The 20,892-nt window shown below is 61.1% G+C and carries 18 protein-coding genes and 2 pseudogenes; 18 read left to right on the top strand and 2 right to left on the bottom strand.

Annotated elements, in window-relative coordinates:
* The first annotated feature begins 13 nt into the window (after window positions 1-13).
* Together dapB and CCGE525_RS01325 are read left to right on the top strand one after the other, a co-directional pair.
* A pseudogene (gene dapB, locus CCGE525_RS01330) lies at window positions 14-836 on the top strand (4-hydroxy-tetrahydrodipicolinate reductase).
* A gap of 123 nt (window positions 837-959) precedes the next feature.
* Window positions 960-1,595: a 2,3-bisphosphoglycerate-dependent phosphoglycerate mutase gene (locus CCGE525_RS01325; protein ID WP_120702708.1), complete on the top strand. Its 636-nt coding sequence runs from the start codon at window positions 960-962 to the stop codon at window positions 1,593-1,595.
* Between the two features lie 206 nt (window positions 1,596-1,801).
* On the opposite strand, the gene phnF is transcribed toward CCGE525_RS01325, so the two are convergent.
* Window positions 1,802-2,536 carry a phosphonate metabolism transcriptional regulator PhnF gene (gene phnF / locus CCGE525_RS01320; RefSeq protein WP_120702707.1) on the bottom strand — a complete coding sequence of 245 codons (735 nt, stop codon included), beginning with the start codon at window positions 2,534-2,536 and terminating at the stop codon, window positions 1,802-1,804.
* 101 nt (window positions 2,537-2,637) lie between these two features.
* Between phnF and phnG the strand changes: the two genes are divergently transcribed.
* The 14 genes and pseudogenes from phnG to phnN all read left to right on the top strand — a co-directional run bounded on the left by phnG (window position 2,638) and on the right by phnN (window position 15,023).
* Window positions 2,638-3,117 (top strand): phosphonate C-P lyase system protein PhnG, encoded by a 480-nt coding sequence (phnG, locus tag CCGE525_RS01315; protein ID WP_120702706.1) that lies wholly within the window; start codon window positions 2,638-2,640, stop codon window positions 3,115-3,117.
* Entirely contained in the window at window positions 3,114-3,743 is a 630-nt protein-coding gene (gene phnH / locus CCGE525_RS01310; protein ID WP_120702705.1) for a phosphonate C-P lyase system protein PhnH, read from the top strand. Before phnG ends, phnH begins: the two co-directional genes overlap by 4 nt.
* Before the next feature lie 3 nt (window positions 3,744-3,746).
* A pseudogene (locus CCGE525_RS01305) lies at window positions 3,747-4,855 on the top strand (carbon-phosphorus lyase complex subunit).
* On the top strand, window positions 4,852-5,733 hold the full coding sequence (locus CCGE525_RS01300) for an alpha-D-ribose 1-methylphosphonate 5-phosphate C-P-lyase PhnJ (protein ID WP_120702704.1): 882 nt from the start codon (window positions 4,852-4,854) through the stop codon (window positions 5,731-5,733). The pseudogene CCGE525_RS01305 and the gene CCGE525_RS01300 overlap by 4 nt, the downstream one beginning before the upstream one ends.
* On the top strand, window positions 5,730-6,506 hold the full coding sequence (gene phnK, locus CCGE525_RS01295) for a phosphonate C-P lyase system protein PhnK (protein ID WP_120702703.1): 777 nt from the start codon (window positions 5,730-5,732) through the stop codon (window positions 6,504-6,506). Before CCGE525_RS01300 ends, phnK begins: the two co-directional genes overlap by 4 nt.
* 4 nt (window positions 6,507-6,510) lie before the next feature.
* Window positions 6,511-7,218: a phosphonate C-P lyase system protein PhnL gene (gene phnL / locus CCGE525_RS01290; RefSeq protein ID WP_120702702.1), complete on the top strand. Its 708-nt coding sequence runs from the start codon at window positions 6,511-6,513 to the stop codon at window positions 7,216-7,218.
* Window positions 7,215-7,832, top strand: a complete 618-nt coding sequence (locus CCGE525_RS01285) for a DapH/DapD/GlmU-related protein (RefSeq protein WP_120702701.1) — start codon at window positions 7,215-7,217, stop codon at window positions 7,830-7,832. The genes phnL and CCGE525_RS01285 overlap by 4 nt, the downstream gene beginning before the upstream one ends.
* Window positions 7,833-8,135: 303 nt before the next feature.
* On the top strand, window positions 8,136-8,990 hold the full coding sequence (phnC, locus tag CCGE525_RS01280) for a phosphonate ABC transporter ATP-binding protein (protein WP_120702700.1): 855 nt from the start codon (window positions 8,136-8,138) through the stop codon (window positions 8,988-8,990).
* A gap of 93 nt (window positions 8,991-9,083) precedes the next feature.
* Entirely contained in the window at window positions 9,084-9,989 is a 906-nt protein-coding gene (gene phnD / locus CCGE525_RS01275) for a phosphonate ABC transporter substrate-binding protein (protein ID WP_120702699.1), read from the top strand.
* 66 nt (window positions 9,990-10,055) lie between these two features.
* Window positions 10,056-11,036, top strand: a complete 981-nt coding sequence (gene phnE / locus CCGE525_RS01270) for a phosphonate ABC transporter, permease protein PhnE (protein ID WP_120702698.1) — start codon at window positions 10,056-10,058, stop codon at window positions 11,034-11,036.
* An 8-nt stretch (window positions 11,037-11,044) separates the two neighbouring features.
* Window positions 11,045-12,391: a phosphonate ABC transporter, permease protein PhnE gene (phnE, locus tag CCGE525_RS01265; protein ID WP_120702697.1), complete on the top strand. Its 1,347-nt coding sequence runs from the start codon at window positions 11,045-11,047 to the stop codon at window positions 12,389-12,391.
* 190 nt (window positions 12,392-12,581) lie between these two features.
* Window positions 12,582-13,274 (top strand): DUF1045 domain-containing protein, encoded by a 693-nt coding sequence (locus tag CCGE525_RS01260; RefSeq protein WP_120702696.1) that lies wholly within the window; start codon window positions 12,582-12,584, stop codon window positions 13,272-13,274.
* A 10-nt stretch (window positions 13,275-13,284) separates the two neighbouring features.
* The gene (locus CCGE525_RS01255) at window positions 13,285-14,424 is read left to right on the top strand and encodes an alpha-D-ribose 1-methylphosphonate 5-triphosphate diphosphatase (RefSeq protein ID WP_120702695.1); all 1,140 of its coding nucleotides are present in this window, start codon (window positions 13,285-13,287) and stop codon (window positions 14,422-14,424) included.
* Window positions 14,421-15,023: a phosphonate metabolism protein/1,5-bisphosphokinase (PRPP-forming) PhnN gene (gene phnN / locus CCGE525_RS01250; RefSeq protein ID WP_120702694.1), complete on the top strand. Its 603-nt coding sequence runs from the start codon at window positions 14,421-14,423 to the stop codon at window positions 15,021-15,023. Before CCGE525_RS01255 ends, phnN begins: the two co-directional genes overlap by 4 nt.
* A 323-nt stretch (window positions 15,024-15,346) precedes the next feature.
* On the opposite strand, the gene polA is transcribed toward phnN, so the two are convergent.
* Window positions 15,347-18,349: a DNA polymerase I gene (gene polA / locus CCGE525_RS01245; RefSeq protein WP_120702693.1), complete on the bottom strand. Its 3,003-nt coding sequence runs from the start codon at window positions 18,347-18,349 to the stop codon at window positions 15,347-15,349.
* 446 nt (window positions 18,350-18,795) lie between these two features.
* Between polA and CCGE525_RS01240 the strand changes: the two genes are divergently transcribed.
* Window positions 18,796-19,212 carry a MarR family winged helix-turn-helix transcriptional regulator gene (locus CCGE525_RS01240; RefSeq protein ID WP_120702692.1) on the top strand — a complete coding sequence of 139 codons (417 nt, stop codon included), beginning with the start codon at window positions 18,796-18,798 and terminating at the stop codon, window positions 19,210-19,212.
* Window positions 19,213-19,322: 110 nt separating this feature from the next.
* Entirely contained in the window at window positions 19,323-20,711 is a 1,389-nt protein-coding gene (locus CCGE525_RS01235; protein WP_120702691.1) for a M20/M25/M40 family metallo-hydrolase, read from the top strand.
* Window positions 20,712-20,892: the final 181 nt, after the last annotated feature.

Here is a 20,892-nt window from a genome sequence, read left to right as displayed (position 1 = left end):
CGATTGAGAAGACATGAGCGATGATGCGATGAAGCTGGTGGTGGTTGGCGCAGCGGGCCGCATGGGCCAGGCCCTGATCCGCCTCATCCACACCACGGAGGGCGCCGCCCTGCATGCCGCCATCGCACGTCCCGGCTCCGCCTTCATCGGCAAGGATGCCGGCGAGATTGCCGGGCTGGGGCCGATCGGCGTTCCGGTCACCGACGATCCGCTTTCGGCCTTCCTGCACGCGGAAGGCGTGATCGACTTCACCACGCCGGCAACCAGCGTCACCTTCGCGGGCCTCGCCGCCCAGGCGCGCATCGTCCACATCATCGGTACGACCGGCTGCTCGGCGGAAGACGAAGCCAAGTTCAAGGCCGCCGCCCGCCACGCCCGCATCGTCAAGTCGGGCAATATGGGCCTCGGCATCAACTTGCTGAGCGTCCTTGTCGAGCAGGCCGCACGCGCGCTTCCGCCGGCCGATTGGGACATCGAAGTTCTCGAGATGCACCACAAGCACAAGGTGGACGCCCCATCGGGCACCGCGCTCCTGCTCGGCCAGGCGGCTGCGAAGGGCCGAGGCATCGATCTCAGCGACAATTCCGTCCGTGCGCGCGACGGTCATACCGGTCCGCGCCGGCGGGTACGATCGGCTTTGCGACATTGCGCGGTGGTGGCGTCATCGGCGACCACTCGGTCATCTTTGCAGGCGAAGGCGAGCGTCTGACTCTCTCCCACAGCGCGGCGATCGTTCGCTGTTTGCCCGCGGCGCGCTTCAGGCCGCCCTCTGGGCGCGCGACAAGAAACCCGGCCTTTATTCCATGCTCGACGTTCTCGGGCTTTCCACACGTTGATCCCATCCTGGAGCGGTTCAGCAGGGAACTGCTGGACCGCTCCAGCCTTTTGTTCTTACGCAATTCCGGACGGAAAACCGCTATGCACTTTTCCTGGAATTGCTCTATCAAGGAGGAATATTTATGAGCGGTACTCTCGTTCTCGTTCGCCACGGGCAGAGCGACTGGAATTTGAAGAATCTTTTTACCGGCTGGAAGGACCCTGACCTCACCGAGCTCGGCATCGAAGAAGCCAAGGCCGGCGGCAAGGCGCTCGCCGATTACGGCATCAAGTTCGATATCGCCTTCACCTCTGTGCTGGTCCGGGCACAGCATACTCTCGACATCATCCTCGACAGCGTCGGTCAGACCGGCCTGAAGACCATCAAGGATCAGGCGCTGAACGAGCGTGACTACGGCGATCTTTCCGGCCTGAACAAGGATGACGCCCGCGCCAAATGGGGCGAGGAACAGGTGCATATCTGGCGCCGCTCCTACGACGTTCCGCCGCCCGGCGGCGAAAGCCTGCGCGATACCGGCGCCCGCGTCTGGCCCTATTACCTGACCGAAATCCTGCCGCGCGTGCTCGCCGGCCAGAAGGTGCTGGTCGCCGCCCACGGCAACTCGCTGCGCTCGCTCGTCATGGTCCTCGACCGGCTTAGCAAGGAACAGATCCTGGCGCTCAACCTCGCGACGGGCGTGCCGATGGTCTACAAGCTCAACGCCGATTCCACCGTCGGCTCCAAGGAAGTACTCGGCGACATGTCGAACGCGCATTGAGCGGTATCTGAGAATCTTCGAGAAAGCCCCTCACCCCAGCCCTCTTCCCGTTTTGACGGGGAGAGGGGACGACCTTCGTACCTTCGTCTCGGCAAATTAATAGAGGGAAGGCTGTGGGGGCGCCCATCACCTTCTCCCCGTCAAAACGGGGAGAAGGTGGCCGCCCTTCGACAAGCTCAGGAGGCCGGAGAGGCCGAGCCCCACCCTCAATTCTCGATCGTAAAGCGCACCCTGTCGGCGGCGAAGCGCGAGATTGAATATTGCACCGGAACATTATCAAGATCGGTATTCAGCGCCTGCGTGATCAGGACGATGGCGCCTGGAGATAGCTGCAGGTCGGCCAGATCGCCTTCGTCCGCATGCGTCGCGGTGATCTCGGTGACGACGCGCACATAATCCGGCACGCCAAGCTCGCGAAATGCCTTGGTGATCGATCCGGTCGTTCGATAAACTTCGGCAATAGCGCCAAAGCGATCCGCCGGAAACCAGCTTGTGGCGCGCGAAACCGGACGGTGATCCGCCTGACCGAGCGTTTCCAGGCGGACCAGTCGCGTGCCGGTCTTGGTCCTGAGTTGTCGGGCCAATTCCGTACTCGCAGGCTCCTCGCTGGTGGCAAGCAGGACACTGCGGGTCTCGCGTACCTGATCGCCAATGCCCTGCGAAAATCGCGTCCGCTTCGAAATCGGGAAGCTCAGACGCTCCTTGCGCTCGATCAACGTTCCGCGCCCCTGCACGGCCCTGACGATCCCTTCCTGTGCCAGTGCCGCAAGCGCGCTTCGTATCGTATGCCTGTTGACCCCGAACTGCAGGGCCAGCACCGTTTCCGGCGGCACCATGCCTGTGTCGTCGAAATCGCCGTGATTGATCGAAGTGCGAATCCGGTCGGCGATCTGTCGCCAGAGCGCCACGCCCGTCTGCCTTTGTACTTTCTGCCCCGCCATATTGCCCGCTTGCTGTGTCACACGCTTGTCATGTCTCGCTAATAGATATAAATCTACCTTGTATGGTTGTCTATATCAATAGACATTTTGAGGATGACGCGATGAATTCAGCACAGAGGCAAGAGGCGGCGGCGCAAGAGCGTCGGGAACGCAAGCGCGCCGCCGATCTTTTGGCGCGGGCCGAACGCGACGAGCTAGACGCGGCCTGGGAAGTACTGCCCGACAAGCCGGCAGTTCAGCCGGTACGCGGGCCGGAAACCGGGCTCGTGATGGTGCGCGGGCGCATCGGTGGCGGCGGTTCGCCCTTCAATCTCGGCGAGGTTACGGTGACGCGCGCCACCGTCAAGCTTGCCTCCGGTGCGGTTGGCCATGCGCATGCGCTCGGCACCGATCGCGAAAAGGTACGCCTCGCGGCGATCTTCGATGCGCTCTGGCACCAACCCGCCACCAAAGAATTCGTCGAGAAAGCGATCCTGCTGCCGGTCACTGATCGGATTGCCGAATACGACCGCAAACGAGCTGAGGAAACGGCGGCCACCCGCGTCGATTTTTTCACCATGGTCCGCGGAGAAGATCAATGAGCCTTTCCATTAGCCCCACGATCCCCGGCAACGATGCGCTGACCGGCGGGTTCGCCGATCCGGTATTCGACGCGCAGAGTGTCTTCAAAATGATGATGGACGCGATGGCGCGGCCCGGAACCATCCAGACGGTCAACTCGGACATCGCCCCGCCTGCCCCACTCGACATCGCCGCCGGCGCGATCGGCCTCACGCTTTGCGATCATGATACGCCGGTCTGGCTGTCGGCCGGTCTCGGCAGATCGACCATGCCGGAATGGCTGAGTTTTCATACCGGCGCAGCCGTGACATCGGAAAAGATCGAAGCGCGCTTCGCCTTCATCGAAGCCGGCATAGCGCTCGCTTCGCTCAACCAGTTTGCCGTCGGCACGCAGGAATATCCCGACCGCTCGACGACATTGGTATTGGAAATCGCAGCCCTCGAAGGCGGCAAGGAACTGGCGCTCTCAGGCCCCGGCATTGCCGATATCCGCATGATCGCTCCGATCGGTCTGCCGGATACATTCTTGCGTATCTGGAACGACAACCGCGCTCTTTTCCCGCGCGGCGTCGATCTCATTCTGACGGCGGGACGGCAATTCCTTTGCCTGCCGCGCACCACCAAGATCATCGTGACGGAGATGTGACGCATGTATGTTGCCGTTAAAGGCGGCGAAGCCGCCATCGCCAATGCCCACAGGCTGCTCGCCGATCGTCGCCGCGGCGATCGTTCGCTGCCGGCGCTCGGCATCGACCAGATCGTCGCGCAGCTGGCGCTCGCCGTCGACCGCGTCATGGCCGAAGCCTCACTTTATGACCGCACGCTGGCCGCACTTGCCGTTCGCCAGGCGCGCGGCGACATGATCGAAGCGATATTCCTGCTGCGCGCCTACCGCACGACGCTGCCGCGCTTCGGCTATTCCCGGCCGCTGGATACGTCGGCGATGAAGATCGAACGCCGCATCTCCGCCACCTATAAGGACCTGCCGGCGGCCAGCTTCTCGGCCCCACTTTCGATTATACCCACCGTCTGCTCGATCCAGACTTGCTCACCGATACGCCGGTGGACGAGCCGATGCAGCGGCCGGCGGAAGAGGGCCGCATGATGCGCGTCTCCGAAATTCTGAGCCAGGAAGGGCTGATCGAAGGCGACGGCGAGATGCCGATCGACCACGAAACCGGCGACCTGACGCGCGAGCCGATGGAATTCCCGATGACCCGCGATCTGCGCCTGCAGGCGCTGGCTCGCGGCGACGAAGGTTTTCTGTTGGCGCTCGGCTATTCGACTCAGCGCGGCTATGGCCGCACGCATCCCTTCACCGGCGAAATCCGCATCGGCGAAGTGGAGGTGGAACTCGATGTGCCGGAACTCGGCTTTGCCGTCTCGCTCGGCTCGATTCAGGTGACCGAATGCCAGATGGTCAACCAGTTCAAGGGCTCGGCCAAGGCGCCGCCGCAGTTTACCCGCGGCTACGGCCTGGTTTTCGGCCAGAGCGAACGCAAGGCCATGGCGATGTCACTGGTCGACCGGGCGCTCCGGGCTGAGGAACTCGGCGAGGATATCGTCGCGCCCGCCCAGGACGAGGAATTCGTCATCTCCCATTCCGACAATGTGCAAGCGACCGGCTTCGTCGAACACCTGAAGCTACCGCACTATGTCGACTTCCAGGCGGAACTCGACCTGGTGCGCCGCATGCGCCGCGATTTCGAAAATGCACAGAACGCAGGCAAGGACCCGATGACGGAGGCTGCCGAATGACCGAACTCGCTACCTACAACTTCGCCTATCTCGACGAACAGACCAAGCGGATGATCCGACGCGCCATCCTGAAGGCGATCGCCATTCCCGGCTATCAGGTCCCCTTCGCCTCGCGCGAAATGCCTATGCCCTATGGCTGGGGCACCGGCGGCGTGCAGCTGACGGCCGCGATCATCGGACCTGATGATGTCCTGAAGGTCATCGATCAAGGCGCCGACGACACCACCAACGCCGTGTCCATCCGCGCCTTCTTCCAGAAAGTGGCCAGTGTCGCCGTTACCACCCGGACGGACGAAGCGACCATCATCCAGACGCGCCACCGCATTCCCGAAGCCAAGCTCGGCCCCAACCAGGTGCTGGTCTACCAGGTGCCGATCCCGGAACCCCTGCGCTTCCTGGAACCGCGCGAGACCGAGACCCGCAAAATGCATGCGCTCGAAGAATACGGCCTCATGCATGTGAAGCTCTACGAGGATATCGCCCGCAACGGCCGCATCGCCACCACCTACGCCTATCCGGTCAAGGTCTCCGGCCGCTATGTGATGGACCCGTCGCCTACGCCGAAATTCGACAATCCGAAAATGCACATGTCGGATGCGCTGCAGCTTTTCGGCGCCGGCCGCGAGAAGCGCATTTATGCCGTGCCGCCGCATACGGAAGTGGTCAGCCTCGATTTCGAGGACCATCCCTTCGAAGTGCAGCGTTTCGACAAGCCCTGTGCGCTTTGCGGCGCCGAGCAGGTCTATCTGGACGAAGTGATCCTCGACGACAAGGGTGGGCGGATGTTCGTCTGCTCCGACACCGATTTCTGCGAGGATCGCCGCGCTCATGGCCATGTGGGCACAATGCTGGCACCCAACCAGGAGGCCGCCGAATGAGCGACACGCCACTTCTCAAGGTCAAGGATATCTCGAAATTTTACGGCAGCCGCATTGGATGCCGCAACGTGACCTTCGACCTCTGGCCCGGCGAAGTGCTGGCTATCGTCGGCGAATCCGGTTCCGGCAAGACGACGCTGCTCAACTGCATCTCGACCCGGCTGCTGCCGACCACCGGCAGCGTCGAATACCACATGCGCGACGAGACCTATCGCGAGCTCTTCCGCATGAATGAGGCCGAGCGGCGCTTCCTGATGCGCACCGACTGGGGCTTCGTCCATCAGAACCCAGCCGACGGCCTGCGCATGACGGTCTCGGCCGGCGCCAACGTCGGCGAGCGGCTGATGGCGATCGGCAACCGGCATTACGGCAATATCCGCAATACAGCCATCGACTGGCTGGAACGCGTGGAAATCGACGCCGACCGTATCGACGATCAGCCGCGCGCCTTCTCAGGCGGCATGCGCCAGCGCCTGCAGATTGCCCGCAATCTGGTCACCGGCCCGCGGCTGGTGTTCATGGACGAGCCGACCGGCGGTCTCGACGTGTCGGTCCAGGCCCGCCTGCTTGATCTCGTACGCGGTCTCGTCAACGATCTCGGCCTGTCGGCGATCATCGTTACGCACGACCTCGCCGTCGCCCGTCTGCTGTCCCACCGCATGATGGTGATGAAGGACGGGGTGGTGATTGAGCACGGTCTCACCGACCGCGTGCTCGACGATCCTCGCGAGCCCTATACGCAACTGCTCGTCTCCTCGATCCTGCAGGTTTAAAGCCATGGCAACTCCCCTCGTCGTTTCCGAAGTCTTCAAAAGCTTCACCATGCACCTGCGCGACGGCATCCGCCTGCCGGTCGTCGCCGATGTCTCCTTCTCGGTCGCATCGGGCGAATGCGTCGTTCTCGGGGGCCCTTCCGGCATCGGCAAAAGCTCGCTTCTGAAGATGATCTACGGCAATTATGCCGTAGATAGCGGCCAGATCCTGGTGATGCACAAGGACAGGATCGTCGATCTCGCCGCCGCCGATCCGCGCACCGTACTGGAAGTTCGCCGCCATACCATGGGCTATGTCAGCCAGTTTCTGCGCACCGTGCCGCGCGTTGCGGCCATCGATGTCGTTGCCGAACCGCTCTTGGCGCGCGGCGAAAGCGCCGATACCGCCCGCGCAAAGGCGGCCGGCTTGCTGACGCAGCTCAACCTGCCGGAAGAACTTTGGCAATTGCCGCCCGCCACCTTCTCTGGCGGTGAGCAGCAGCGCGTCAATATCGCCCGCGGCTTCATCACCGATCACGCCATTTTGCTGCTCGACGAGCCGACCGCTTCTCTCGATGCCAAGAACCGCGCCGTCGTGGTCGACATGATCGAAGGGAAGAAAAAGGCTGGCGTCGCCCTGCTCGGCATCTTCCATGACGAGGAAGTGCGTGAGGCTGTCGGCAGCCGCATTCTCGATGTCTCGCAATTCTCACCCAGAAAGTCCGCCGCATGAGCCGTCAATTGGGCGAAACGCCCTTCATCAGCCCGACCGCGACCGTCAAGAGCTCGACGCTCGGCCGCTATACGGAAGTCTCCGACCGCTGCCGCATCGATGAAGCCGAGATCGGCGACTATTCCTATATCATGCAGGACGGCGCCGTCTGGTGCGCGACGATCGGCAAGTTCGTCAACATTGCCGCGGCCGTACGCATCAACGCCACCAACCATCCGACCTGGCGCGCGACGCTGCATCACTTCACCTATCGCGCCGCCGACTATTGGCCGGATGCCGATATGGAGGCGGATTTCTTCACTTGGCGGCGTGACCACCGTGTCACCATTGGCAACGACGTCTGGATCGGCCACGGCGCCACCATCCTGCCGGGCGTCACCGTCGGCAACGGCGCAGTCATTGGCGCCGGCGCGGTCGTCTCCAAGGATGTCGCCCCCTATACGATCGTCGGCGGCGTGCCGGCTAAGCTCATCCGCCAGCGCTTCACCGAAGCTGTCGGCGAGCGCATGGACAAGCTTGCCTGGTGGGATTGGGATCATGCCGCCCTGCGCACTGCGCTCGCCGATTTCCGCGCTCTTTCCGCGGAGGAATTTCTCATCCGCTACGGTGCCTGACGCCTCTGCGCGAACCAAGCGCAATCACCGCTCAAATCTGCCTTGAAGCCCGAAAATCCTCCACGATTTTCGGGCTTTTGCGTTGCCGTTACGACAAGCGCTAAACGCGGTGGATTGTAACAGCAGTTACATAAATCTGACATCGGAGCTTCATGAACGGGGACTAATGCGTTGCCTATGCTCAGCGCATGACCGCCTCGAAGGCCTCTTCGAAGCGAAGGATCATGCGCCTGTCCAAGTGGTTCCGCAGCGCCGATGTCAACGTTTGCAGCGGATCCAGCCAGCCGTGAAAGGGAAGGCCTCATGTTCGAGCTGAAGAATGTCTCGCGCCGTTTCGGAAACAAGCTCGCTGTCGATTCCGTGACGCTGGACATTCCGCAGGGACAGATGGTCGGCGTCATCGGCCGCTCGGGCGCCGGCAAGTCCACGCTGCTGCGCATGATCAACCGTCTCGCGGATCCGAGCTCAGGCTCGATCCATTTTGCCGGCACCGAAGTTTCCAAACTGCGCGGCCGGGCACTGCGCAATTGGCAGCGCGATTGCGCCATGATCTTTCAGCAGTTCAATCTGGTTCCGCGCCTCGACGTGCTCACCAACGTCATGCTCGGCCGCTTGAACCAACGCTCGACCACGCTGAGCCTGCTTTCCATCTTCAGCCGTGAGGAGCGCATCGAAGCCATCGCCGCGCTCGAACGCCTCGGCATCGAGCAGACCGCATTGCAGATGGCCGGCACGCTGTCGGGCGGCCAGCAGCAGCGCGTTGCCATCGCCCGGGCCCTGATGCAGCAGCCGAAGATGATGCTCGCCGACGAACCGATCGCCTCGCTCGATCCGCTGAACGCAAAGATCGTGATGGATGCGCTGCGCGACATCAATGAGCGCGAGGGCATCACCGTCATCACCAACCTGCACACGCTGGATACGGCGCGCAACTATTGCGAACGTATCATTGGCATGGCGGCCGGCCGCGTCGTCTTCGACGGCAAGCCGGCGGAACTGACGGCCGAGGCCGTCAAGGAAATCTACGGCACCGACAAGGACGGTGCCGGTGTCGACGAGACGATGACGTCGACCGCCATCAATCTTTCCGATCCGTCCGCGCAAGCCGCGGCAAACGCATCTGCCGGCCCGCAACCGCTGGCACTGGCCGGACTCTGAGGGAGTCCGGCCGCGATCGAAGGCCCGCGTCAAGGGCGTATTTCTTTTAGACCGAAGACATCCGGGGACACCGGTTAATCAGGAGACGAACCCATGTTGAAGAAGACCCTTCTTGCAGCCACGGCGCTTCTCGCGCTCGCTGGCGGCGCTGCCGCTCAGGACATCAAGGAATTCCGCGTTGGTATTCTCGGTGGCGAAAACGAAGCTGACCGCCTGCGCAACTACGCTTGCCTCGCCGACCACCTGAAGGAAACCTTCGGTTTCGAAAAGGTTTCGCTGTTCCCGGCTGCCGACTATGACGGCGTTATCCAGGGCCTCCTCGGCGGCACGCTCGACTTCGCCGAACTCGGCGCTTCCGGCTACGCAGGCACCGTCATCAAGGACCCGAAGGCCGTTACCCCGATCCTGACGACGCAGCAGACCGATGGTTCGACCGGCTACTACTCGATCGGCCTCGCTCTCAAGTCTTCCGGCATCAAGACGATTACCGACGCCAAGGGCAAGAAACTCGGCTACGCCGATCCGGACTCCACGTCTGGCTACCTCGTTCCGCTGACGCAGATTCCGAAGACCACCGGCATGCCGAACGACAAGTTCTTCGCTTCGACCCAGTTCAACGGCGGTCACGAGAACAACCTGCTTGCCGCCTATGACGGTAAGGTCGACGTTGCCGTTGACGACTCTTCGGGCCTCGGCGATTTCAAGGACGGCTTCACCTCCGGTACCTTCCGCAAGGAAGTCGATAAGGGCGCCGTTGACCCGAACAAGCTCGTCGAAGTATGGCGTTCGCCGCTGATCCCGAACGGCCCGCTCGTCGTTCGCAACGCTCTCGGCACCGAATGGCAGGCCAAGCTGACCGACTTCTTCCTGAAGCTCCCGACCACCGACGCCAAGTGCTTCTCGGCAATCGAAGGCGGCGACTTCAAGGGCTACGTCAAGGTTACCCCGGACTTCTACAACGCCGTTATCGACGTTCGTAGGGCTGCCATCGGCGGCTGATCCCTATCCAGACTGCAGGGCGGCCGGCGACGGCCGCCCTTTTGCTATCACAAGGGCAGGACATTCATGACGATTGCCGATACTCAGCCGCAGATGCAAAGCGCCCCTCAGAGCGCGAAGGATATCGGTGACGCCTGGAGCAGGATGGTGGCGCGCCGCCGCCTCTATACCGGCATCGGCCTGCTGATATTGATCATCGCCTTCGTCAGCTCCGTCCGCTTTGCCGACGAGAGCAATGCCGGCCATTTCTTCGACCGCCTGCCGCATCTTTTCGATTTCCTGAGCTGGCTCATCCCTAAGGATTGGGCCGACGTCTATCGCGCGCTCTTCGACCTGCCGAGCCCCAACGGCGCAAACGGCGTCGGCGGCGAGGAATTCAATTTTCCGAAAGGCCGCGTCTATGTCTGGGGCGATTTCTATATTCCCGAATATTTCGAGCTGATGATCATCACGATCAATGTGGCGCTGGTTTCCACCATCATTGGCTTCGTCGTCGCCCTGCCCCTCAGCTTCTTTGCCGCGCGCAACATGTCGCCGTCGCATCCGGTGCGTCTTGTGACGAAACGCTTCATGGAACTGTTGCGCGCCTTCCCGGAGATCGTCATTGCCGGCTTGTTTTCGGCGATTCTGTCGATCGGCCCGATCGCCGCCATTATCGCCGTCGGCCTGCACACGATCGGTGCGCTCGGCAAGCTCTTCTACGAAGTGGTCGAGAATATCGACATGAAACCCGACGAAGGCATGAAGGCAGTCGGCGCAAGCTGGACGGAGCGCGTTCGCTTCGCCGCTCTGCCGCAAGTGCTGCCGAACTTCATGTCCTATGCGTTGCTGCGCCTGGAAATCAATGTCCGCGCCTCGACCATCATCGGCGCTGTCGGCGGCGGCGGTATCGGTGAGGAGCTGAAGCTTTCGATCTCGCGCGGCTTCGGCGCCAAGACAGTGGCTCTCGTGCTGCTGCTTTTCGTGACGATCATCGCCGTCGACCAATTTTCCGCATGGCTCCGTCGCCGTCTCGTCGGCGAACATGCCTTCCTTCTGCAACATTGAGGTGGGCCATGTCCGTCATCGACGCCAGCCGCATGCAAGATATCGAAGCCCGCTACCCGGAAATCCTGCACCGATCATTCCGCCAACGTTTCGGCGCGCTGATGATCTTCATCGGCGTGATCGTCTACGGCGTCTACGCCGTCTGGTTCTTTGACCTGCCGAAGGTCATCGCGGAAGCCCATTGGGAGCGTGTAGGCATCTATTTGAGCCAGTGGATCAGCTACGACGTGCAGCCGGAATTCCGCATTTCCGGCGACAAGATCAGCATCAAATATCCGCGTTTTTCGCCGCTCGGCGACGATCCGCATCCGGATTGGGTGACGAACAATCCTGACGGCAGCCTGACCGTATCGGTCAGCGGCACCAGCCGCACCGTGACGATTACGAAGACACAGGCGATCCTGACGGCACATGGCGTCACCGTTCCGATCGATATCACGGGCGATTCGCCGAAGGTTCTCGGCTCGGAGCCAACACCGTCCTGGATTACGGTCTATGACGACAACATCCTCGCCAATATGGGCTTTGCCGGCGACGTCAGCATTTCCAGTGGCCGCGTGAAGATCCGCAAGCGCTTCCTCGGCTGGGCCAACTTCATCTTCGACACGCAATCGCCCTTCTTCGACAAGCCAGCGAGCGAAGTCGTCAGCCTGATCGTCGCCGGCCCGCGGCTTAAGCCGAACGAATCCAACCTGTCGCTCGCCTTCGACAATTTCTGGAACAACACGGCCTGGCAGCACGGCGATGTGCTGACCAAGCTGTTCCAAACCATCGTGATGGCTTTCCTCGGCACGCTGCTCGGTTCGCTCGCAGCCTTTCCGCTGGCCTTCATGGCGGCGCGCAACATCACACCGAACCGGCTGCTCAATCAGATATTGAAGCGCTTTTTCGACTTCCTGCGTTCGGTCGACATGCTGATCTGGGCGTTGTTCCTGACCCGCGCCTTCGGCCCCGGCCCGCTCGCCGGCAGCGGCGCGATCTTTCTCACGGAGACCGGCACGCTCGGCAAGCTCTACTCAGAAGGGCTGGAGAACATCGACAACAAGCCGCGCGAAGGCGTCAAGTCCACCGGCTCCTCGACGGTCCTCGTGCATCGCTACGGCATCATGCCGCAGATCGTTCCCGTCATCGTCAGCCAGACGCTTTACCAATGGGAATCGAACGTGCGCGGCGCCACTATCATCGGCGCGGTCGGCGCCGGCGGCATCGGCCTGAAACTTTGGGAAGCCATGCGTACCAACGCCAATTGGGAAAACGTCGCCTACATGGTGCTGCTGATCCTGATCGTCGTCTTCCTGTTCGACACCGCATCCAACGCACTGCGCTCGCGCTTGATGGGCACGCAGCACAGATAAAAAGACGGCGGAAAAGCATATCGCATCATCATTTTGTCACGGGAATCCGTTAGCGCAGGCCCGGGCAGGACAGGATCGGTTACGTCGGACTTAGCCGGATTCGATTCGACTCTGTCTCGCGACACTTGCGGCTTGCCGCCAAATCACCGAACAATGTTTGGCGCAGCCGATTTTTCCAAGGAATACAGCCTTGCGCTACGCTCTCTATTTTACACCGCCGAAAGCCGATCCTTTGACGGCGCTTGCCGCCCGCTGGCTCGGTCGCGACGCTTTTTCAGGTGAGATTTTTTCCGACAAGGCCATCGGCTTTGTGCCGGAGGACCATGCCGAGATCATTGCCGAGCCGAGCCGTTACGGATTTCACGCCACGCTGAAGGCGCCCTTCGAGCTCGCTACCTCGGTCACCGAGCGCGACCTTCTGGACGTGGCCGCCGATTTTGCCGCGCGCACGCCGGCCTTTGCGATTCCGGAACTCGTGCTTGGTCAGCTCGGCCATTTCTTCGCTCTCGTTCCGGCGAAGATCTATCAGCCGCTGCAGGACTTCGCTGCACAGGTGGTGAAGACCTTCGAGCCATTCCGCGCTGCCCTTTCCGATCATGATATTGCACGGCGCAAGCCGGAAGGATTGACCGAGCCGCAACGTGCAAACCTGTTGCGCTGGGGCTATCCTTATGTGCTGGACGAATTCCGCTTCCACATGACACTGACAGGCAGGGTCACGACAGAGCGACAAGCCGGCATCCATGACCTGCTGCGTGACCGTTTCTCGGCGCATATCGGCAAACCGCTCGCCATTTCGGGCCTTGCCATTTTCGTCGAGGAAGAGCGTGGTGCGCCCTTTACCGTCCGTTCCTGGCTGCCGCTCGCCGGCGCCCAAAGCTGAAAGACATGACATGACCAAAGAAACCGTCCTCTCCAACGCCCGCATCGTCCTCGAAGATAAGATTGTCGAAGGCTCCGTGCTGATCCGTGACGGTCGCATTGCCGGCATTTCCGAAGGCAAGTCCGCCATCGGCGAGGATTTCGAGGGCGACTATCTGATCCCCGGTCTGGTCGAGCTGCATACCGACCATCTGGAAGCGCATTATTCTCCGCGTCCGGGCGTCCGCTGGAACAAGACCGCTGCCATCCAGGCGCACGACGCCCAGATTGTCACCTCAGGCATCACCACCGTATTCGACTGCCTGCGCATGGGTTCGGACGAAGATGGCGGCTTCGAAAAGGGCGAGATGCGCGACATGGCCGACGCCATCCAGGCGGCTCAGCGTGAAGATCGCCTGCGCGCCGATCACTTGATCCATCTCCGCTGCGAAGTCTCCTCCGACAACGTTCTCGATCACTTCCAGGATTTTGAAAAGGATCCTTACGTCCGCCTGGTCTCGCTGATGGACCATGCGCCGGGCCAGCGCCAGTTCCAGACCATGGATCAATATATCTTTTATTATCAGAAGAAGCGCGGCTTGAGCGACGAGGCCTTCGCCCGTTTCGTCGCCAAGCGACAGGAAGAATCGGCCAAATACGCGACACCGCACCGCGACGCCATCTCGAAGGTCTGCGCCGAACGCGGCATTACCATCGCCAGCCATGACGACGCCACGCTCGCCCATGTCGACGAGGCTGTTGCCTATGGCGTTCGGCTGGCGGAATTCCCGACCAGCATCGACGCCGCCAAGGCTTCGCACGGCGCCGGCATGAGCGTGTTGATGGGCGCGCCGAACATCGTGCGCGGCAAGTCGCATTCCGGCAATATCGCTGCCCGCGATCTTGCCAACCTCGGCGTGCTCGATGTGCTGTCTTCGGACTATGTACCGCTCAGCCTGCTGCATGCGCCCTTCATCCTTGCCGACGAGGTCGAGGGCATTTCGCTGCCCCAAGCCATCGCCATGGTGACGGCAACGCCTGCGAAGACGGTCAGCTTGGACGACCGCGGCCGCATCGCCGAAGGTTTGCGCGCCGATCTCGTACGCGTTCGCCGCGATCACGGCGTGCCGGTGACGCGTTCAGTGTGGCGGGAAGGACGGCGTGTCGCATGACACTCGACACCAAAATCGAGCCGGCTAAGAATTTGGCGGTCGATACGGTCGGTACCATGGCCGTCGTGGTTGGCCCTAGCGGTGCCGGCAAGGATACGTTGATGAACCTTGCCGCCCGGCACTTCGCTGGCCGGCCGGATGTCCATTTCGTTCGCCGCGTCATCACGCGCGAGGGGGATGCCGGCAACGAGGATCACAAAGCCGTCTCGGACGCCGATTTCGACGCTATGCAGCATGCCGGCGCCTTTGTCGTCTCCTGGGAAGCACATGGGCTGAAATATGGCATCCCGGCCGATGTCGCTCGTGAGCTTGCACAGGGAAATCTGGTCATTGCCAATGGCTCGCGCTCGGCGTTACATCACTTCCAGACCGCATTTCCGCGGCTGAAAGTCATCAATATTACGGCGCGGCGCGAGGTACTTGCCGAGCGGCTGATGGCGCGCGGGCGCGAGAGCCGCGAAGACGTTTTGAAGCGGTTGGAACGAAGCTCGCTGACCGTTCAGGGCAACTACGACGTCGCCGATATCGACAATAGCGGCACGCTCGAAGAGGCCGAACGCGCTATCATTTCCGTGCTGGAAAAGCTGATCGGGAAGTGAGCGTTCGAAGCTGAAGAAGACGCGGCATGCGCGAAGACCTATCTCGCCCTTGGCGGGCGAGAAAGCAATTTCACTGGCTTAGGGATTGCGCAACAAGAGTAACCGCACATTCAAAAGCCTAGCGCAATTTCTAAGCCATTGAAATTGCAAGAGCGGGGGTCCGTGCCTCGTTCAAATTAATTCAGGGGTTCGATGCGCCCCTGCCTACCCCCGCCCTTGCAATTTCTAACACTTAGCCCTGCGGCTAAATGTAAGAAATTGCTTTCCCGCCCGCCCCTTCGACAAGCTCAGGAGGGCGGGATAGACCGTTTCCGACCCGCCGCCTAGTGCGCCTCATCCCAATTGTTGGCGGCGCGGGCATCCACCTTCAGCGGCACGGACATATCGACCGCCGGCATGGCGGCATTTTCCATCACCGAGACGATGATCGGCGTAGAGCGCTCTACATCGGCGTCTTCGACTTCGAAGATCAGTTCGTCATGCACCTGCAACAGCATGCGCACGCGATCGGCGAGGCCGGCGGCCGCAAGCGCCGGCTCCATTTTGATCATGGCGCGGCGGATGACGTCGGCCGCCGAACCCTGGATCGGCGCATTGATCGAGGCACGTTCATTGAAGGCGCGCACGGACGGATTGGAGGAGCGGATTTCCGGAAAATGGACTCGGCGGCCGAATATGGTTTCGACATAGCCCTTGTCGCGCGCTGCTGCCTTGGTGCTTTCCATATAGTCACGGATGCCGGGAAAACGCTCGAAATACCGCTTGATATAGTCGCCCGCCTCGGAGCGCTCGATCGAAAGCTGGTTGGCGAGGCCGAAGGCCGAAATGCCGTAGATGATGCCGAAATTGATTGCTTTGGCGCGGCGGCGAACTTCGCTCGGCATGCCCTCGATCGGCACGCTAAACATTTCCGAGGCCGTCATGGCGTGAATGTCGACGCCGTCGGCGAAGGCTTGCTCGAGCTGCGGGATATTGGCGACATGCGCCAGCACACGTAGTTCGATCTGGCTGTAGTCGGCCGAGATCAGCTTATGGCCCGGCGTCGAGATGAAAGCCGTCCGGATCTTGCGGCCTTCGGCCGTGCGAACCGGAATGTTCTGCAGGTTCGGCTCGGAGGAAGACAGGCGCCCAGTCGTGGTCGAGGCCAGCGAATAGGAGGTATGGACGCGTTTGGTCTCAGGGTGGACGTAGCCCGGCAACGCGTCGGTATAGGTGGATTTCAGCTTGGTGAGCTGGCGCCAGTCGACGATCTTGCGCGGCAGCTCGAAGCCGGCGGCCGCCAGGTCTTCCAACACTTGCGCCGAGGTCGACCATTGCCCGGTCTTGGTTTTGTTACCGCCGGCAAGGCCCATCTTACCAAAGAGAATATCGCCGAGCTGTTTCGGCGAACCGATGTTGAACCGCTCGCCGGCCAGCGTGTAAATTTCATCTTCCAGGGCGGCAGCGCCTTGCGCCAGCTCGCCGGAGAGGCGCGACAGGATCTGCCGGTCGATGGTGATGCCGCGTTCTTCCATATGAGCGAGAACCGGCACCAGCGGCCGTTCCAGGCGCTCATAGACGCTGGTGAGCTTTTCCGCCGCCAGGCGCGGCTTCAGCACCAGCCAGAGCCGCAGCGTCACATCCGCATCTTCGGCGGCATAGGCCGTGGCCCGGTCGATATCGACGAGATCGAAGGTGACATTTGATTTACCGCTGCCGGCGACATCCTTGTAAGCGATGGGCTTGTGGCCGAGCCAGCGCTCCGACAGGCTGTCCATGCCGTGCGTGCCGTTGGCGCCGCCATCCAGCACATAGGAAAGCAGCATCGTGTCGTCGAAGGCTTTGAGCTCGATGCCATAGCGCTTCATCAGCAGATAGTCGTACTTCAGGTTCTGCGCGATCTTGAGGATGGAGGTATCTTCCAGCAAGTCCTTCAGCCGCGGCAAGGCATCGCGCAGCGGGACCTGATTATCCGCCAGCCCGCCGCCGAGCAGATCGCCGACGCCGTTCTTGTGGCCGAGCGGTACATAGGCGGCGCGGATGATCGCACCCGAAGGATCGTTCCTGTTATCGGCAATCGCGAGCGAAAAGCCGACGATTTCGGCCTGCATCGCGTCGAGCGAGGTCGTCTCCGTATCGAAGGCGACAATGCCGGTTTCGCGGGCGTCCGCGATCCACTGGTCCAGAACGGCCAAATCGCGAATGGTGACATAGGTCGAGTGATCGATCGGTGCGGTGGCAAAGCTTGCGGCCCGTGCCTTGGCGAGTTCGGCTGGCTCGGCGGCACTTTCAGACGCCATGCGCGACTTGACGACGGGCGCCGGAACAGAGGCGCCTTCGGCCGTGACCACGCTGCCGGCAACGAGATCGACATTTTCACCGACATCGAGGTCAGGACCATGGGCGGTATCACTCCACTCGACCTTGACGTCAGATGGTTCGATCGCCGCCGCATCGCAATCGCAGGCATCGGCGACGCGACGCGTCAGCGAAGTGAACTCCATCGCCTTTAGGAAGCCGATTAGTTTCGGGCCGTTCTGTGGTTCGAGTACCAAGGCGTCGAGTGACAGCTCCAGTGGCACATCGGTCCTCAGCGTCACCAACTGTCGTGAAATGCGGGCCAGCTCGGCATTGGCGACGATGTTCTCGCGGCGCTTCTGCTGCTTGATCTCGCCGGCGCGGGCAAGCAGCGTGTCGAGATCGCCAAACTCTTCCAGCAACTGCGCCGCCGTCTTCGGGCCGATGCCGGGAATGCCGGGCACGTTGTCGATCGAATCGCCGGTCATGGCCTGCAGATCGATCATCTTTTCCGGTGGCACGCCCCACTTCTCGATGACATCGGGTATGCCGATCTGCTTGTCCTTCATGCTGTCATACATGTGGACCATGGAAGTGACGAGCTGCATCAGATCCTTGTCGGAAGAGATGATGGTGACGTCCGCGCCGTTCGCCTCGGCCTGGCGAGCGTAGGTGGCGATGATGTCGTCCGCCTCGAAGCCGTCGGTCTCGATGCAAGGCAGGTTAAAGGCGCGTGTCGCCTCGCGGATCAGCCCGAATTGCGGGATCAGCTCTTCCGGCGGTGCGCTCCGGTTGGCCTTATAGGCGCTGTAGATATCCTTGCGGAAAGTCTTCGAGGAATAGTCGAAGATGACGGCAAAATGCGTCGGCGTAACACCAACCGACGTATCGCGCGCCGAGGTCAACAACTTCCACAGCATGTTGCAGAAACCGGAGACGGCGCCGACCGGCAATCCATCCGATTTGCGCGTCAGCGGCGGCAGGGCATGAAAGGCCCGGAAAATGAAACCGGAGCCGTCGACGAGGAAGAGATGATCACCTTTTTTCATGGCAACATGGATAGCGTGGCACATCTCCAACGTCCATATAAAGTTCCATCAGGCGATGTGCGAAACGGCCAAAATCTCTCACTGAAACGTTACTAATTTTTAATCAATCTAATCTGCCGATTCCCTTGAAAAACCATATTCAGAGTATCATGTTTTACTCACCGGCGATTGATTACGCCGAGGGTCTGGCAACCGGCCTGTCCCCCGCCATGTCAGACTTGGACAAAGGCCTATCCCCCTCTCCGGGCCTTTGTCCCCCCTTCAAAGCCGTCATGGTCCCCCCTCCAGGCCATGGCGGCTTTTCTATTAGAATTCATTCACATAGCCAGCAAACCAACGCGCAAAATGTGACCAGAATTTAGCCGTCCTCAGACGTGCCCACCCAAGATTTGCTGATTGTGTTACTCCAAAATACGGGCATACTTGCAATCATGGGATTTAATCGGATGGACTCTGCTGCCTACCTTGCCAATCAAATGGCGAAGGGATTTGCCCGCTCGTTGCAACAACGGGCGGCAGGGCTCGGCTTTTCACCCGGCCAGTTCCCGATATTGCTCGAATTATGGTCCGAGGACGGGCTGACACAGAAGCAATTGCTGGAGCGCGTCGACATCGAGCAGGCGACGATGGCGAATACATTGTCGCGCATGGAGCGCGACGGGCTGGTGGAACGCAGACCGCATCCGTCCGACAGACGCGCGCAACTGATCTTCCTCACCGGCAGAGCCTCCGCCATGCAGACGGAAGCCGTCGAAGCGGCGATGGCTGCGGACCGGGATCTGTTCAGAGGCTTCCGCACCTTCGAGCGCGAGTTGCTGCTCGAATATGTCCGGCGCATCCTGGAAAACGCCAAGCAGCTTTAGCGCCGCACGTCGCAGGTTAGCGAGGCATTCGGAAATTTTCGATTTTCCTGCCTCGAAACCGGCTCGCCTTTGGTCTATCGTCCGGCCAATTTCCATGTAAGGAGTCGGATATGACCGATGTATCGCCCGTTCTCGACCGCGCCGATCAGAACCTTCCATCCAGCCTCGACAATCTCTTCGAACTGCTTCGAATCAAGTCCATCTCGACCGATCCGGCCTTCAAGGCGGAGTGCCGTAAGGCAGCGGAATGGCTGGTCGCCTATCTGAGCACCCTCGGCTTCACGGCCTCCGTGCGTGATACGCCGGGCCATCCTATGGTCGTCGCCCATCACGACGCGGCAAGTGCCGATGCGCCGCATGTGCTTTTCTATGGCCACTACGACGTGCAGCCGGTCGATCCGATCGAGCTTTGGGAGAGCGATCCCTTCGCGCCTGCCATCAAGGACATGGGCAACGGCCGCAAGATCCTGACCGGCCGCGGCACCTCCGATGACAAAGGGCAGTTGATGACCTTCGTCGAAGCCGTCCGCGCCTATAAGGAAATCAAGGGTGCGCTTCCGGTCCGCATCACCACCCTGTTCGAAGGCGAAGAGGAATCCGGCTCACCGTCGCTGAAGCCTTTCCTCGAAGCCAATGCCGCCGAGCTGAAGGCGGACTTCGCGCTGGTCTGCGACACCGGCATGTGGGACGGCGATACGCCGGCGATCTCGGCCGGCTTGCGCGGCCTCGTCGGTGAAGAAGTCACGATCAATGCTGCCGACCGTGACCTGCATTCCGGCATGTTCGGCGGTGCCGCCGCCAATCCGATCCATATCCTCACCGACATTCTCGCTGGCCTGCATGACGAGACGGGCCGCATTACGCTCGACGGCTTCTATGACGGCGTCGAGGAGACGCCGAGCAACATCAAGGCTTCCTGGGAAACCCTCGGCATGACGACGGAGAAATTCCTCGGCGAAGTTGGCCTCTCCATTCCTTCGGGCGAAAAAGGCCGCTCCGTGATGGAACTGACCTGGGCACGGCCGACGGCTGAGGTCAACGGTATCTCTGGCGGTTATACCGGCGCGGGCTTCAAGACCGTGATCGCTGCCAAGGCGTCGGCGAAGGTATCGTTCCGTCTCGTCGGGCAGCAGAACCCAGCGGCAATCCGCGAGAGTTTCCGCGCCTATGTCCGCTGGAAGGTTCCTGCCGACTGCTCGGTGGAATTCCATGCGCATGGCGCCTCGCCCGCGATCCAATTGTCCTACGATTCGCCGGTGCTGACCAAGGCGAAAAACGCCCTTTCCAACGAGTGGCCGAAGCCGGCTATCGTTATCGGCATGGGCGGATCGATCCCGATCGTCGGCGACTTCCAGAAGATGCTCGGCATGGAATCCCTGCTCGTCGGTTTCGGCCTCGCCGACGACCGCATCCATTCGCCGAATGAGAAATACGAGCTGAGATCCTATCACAAGGGTATCCGCTCCTGGATTCGCATCCTGGACGCGCTTGTCGCCTAAGCTGTTGAATAAGGACGCGTGACCGAGATCGCGCGTCCTCTCCTTGTTTTCGTCTGCGCCGCCGTGTGCTACCATTCGCTGTGGCCGGCAATAAGATTGCACCCATATCAATTTCGATTCGACAAACGCCCGCAATTCTAGTAGGCGTTGATTAAACGATTAATCAATCTTTTTATCAATT

Origin of the sequence: Rhizobium jaguaris (genome assembly GCF_003627755.1) — a bacterium.
Classification (GTDB): domain Bacteria; phylum Pseudomonadota; class Alphaproteobacteria; order Rhizobiales; family Rhizobiaceae; genus Rhizobium; species Rhizobium jaguaris.
This window is presented reverse-complemented; position numbering and strand designations above follow the sequence as displayed.

Excerpts from the sequence above, each read along its gene's own strand:
- CCGE525_RS01325 (WP_120702708.1), top strand. The coding sequence starts at position 960 with ATGAGCGGTACTCTCGTTCTCGTTCGCCACGGGCAGAGCGACTGGAAT.
- phnF (WP_120702707.1), bottom strand. The coding sequence starts at position 2,536 with ATGGCGGGGCAGAAAGTACAAAGGCAGACGGGCGTGGCGCTCTGGCGA.
- phnG (WP_120702706.1), top strand. The coding sequence starts at position 2,638 with ATGAATTCAGCACAGAGGCAAGAGGCGGCGGCGCAAGAGCGTCGGGAA.
- phnH (WP_120702705.1), top strand. The coding sequence starts at position 3,114 with ATGAGCCTTTCCATTAGCCCCACGATCCCCGGCAACGATGCGCTGACC.
- CCGE525_RS01300 (WP_120702704.1), top strand. The coding sequence starts at position 4,852 with ATGACCGAACTCGCTACCTACAACTTCGCCTATCTCGACGAACAGACC.
- phnK (WP_120702703.1), top strand. The coding sequence starts at position 5,730 with ATGAGCGACACGCCACTTCTCAAGGTCAAGGATATCTCGAAATTTTAC.
- phnL (WP_120702702.1), top strand. The coding sequence starts at position 6,511 with ATGGCAACTCCCCTCGTCGTTTCCGAAGTCTTCAAAAGCTTCACCATG.
- CCGE525_RS01285 (WP_120702701.1), top strand. The coding sequence starts at position 7,215 with ATGAGCCGTCAATTGGGCGAAACGCCCTTCATCAGCCCGACCGCGACC.
- phnC (WP_120702700.1), top strand. The coding sequence starts at position 8,136 with ATGTTCGAGCTGAAGAATGTCTCGCGCCGTTTCGGAAACAAGCTCGCT.
- phnD (WP_120702699.1), top strand. The coding sequence starts at position 9,084 with ATGTTGAAGAAGACCCTTCTTGCAGCCACGGCGCTTCTCGCGCTCGCT.
- phnE (WP_120702698.1), top strand. The coding sequence starts at position 10,056 with ATGACGATTGCCGATACTCAGCCGCAGATGCAAAGCGCCCCTCAGAGC.
- phnE (WP_120702697.1), top strand. The coding sequence starts at position 11,045 with ATGTCCGTCATCGACGCCAGCCGCATGCAAGATATCGAAGCCCGCTAC.
- CCGE525_RS01255 (WP_120702695.1), top strand. The coding sequence starts at position 13,285 with ATGACCAAAGAAACCGTCCTCTCCAACGCCCGCATCGTCCTCGAAGAT.
- phnN (WP_120702694.1), top strand. The coding sequence starts at position 14,421 with ATGACACTCGACACCAAAATCGAGCCGGCTAAGAATTTGGCGGTCGAT.
- polA (WP_120702693.1), bottom strand. The coding sequence starts at position 18,349 with ATGAAAAAAGGTGATCATCTCTTCCTCGTCGACGGCTCCGGTTTCATT.
- CCGE525_RS01240 (WP_120702692.1), top strand. The coding sequence starts at position 18,796 with ATGGACTCTGCTGCCTACCTTGCCAATCAAATGGCGAAGGGATTTGCC.
- CCGE525_RS01235 (WP_120702691.1), top strand. The coding sequence starts at position 19,323 with ATGACCGATGTATCGCCCGTTCTCGACCGCGCCGATCAGAACCTTCCA.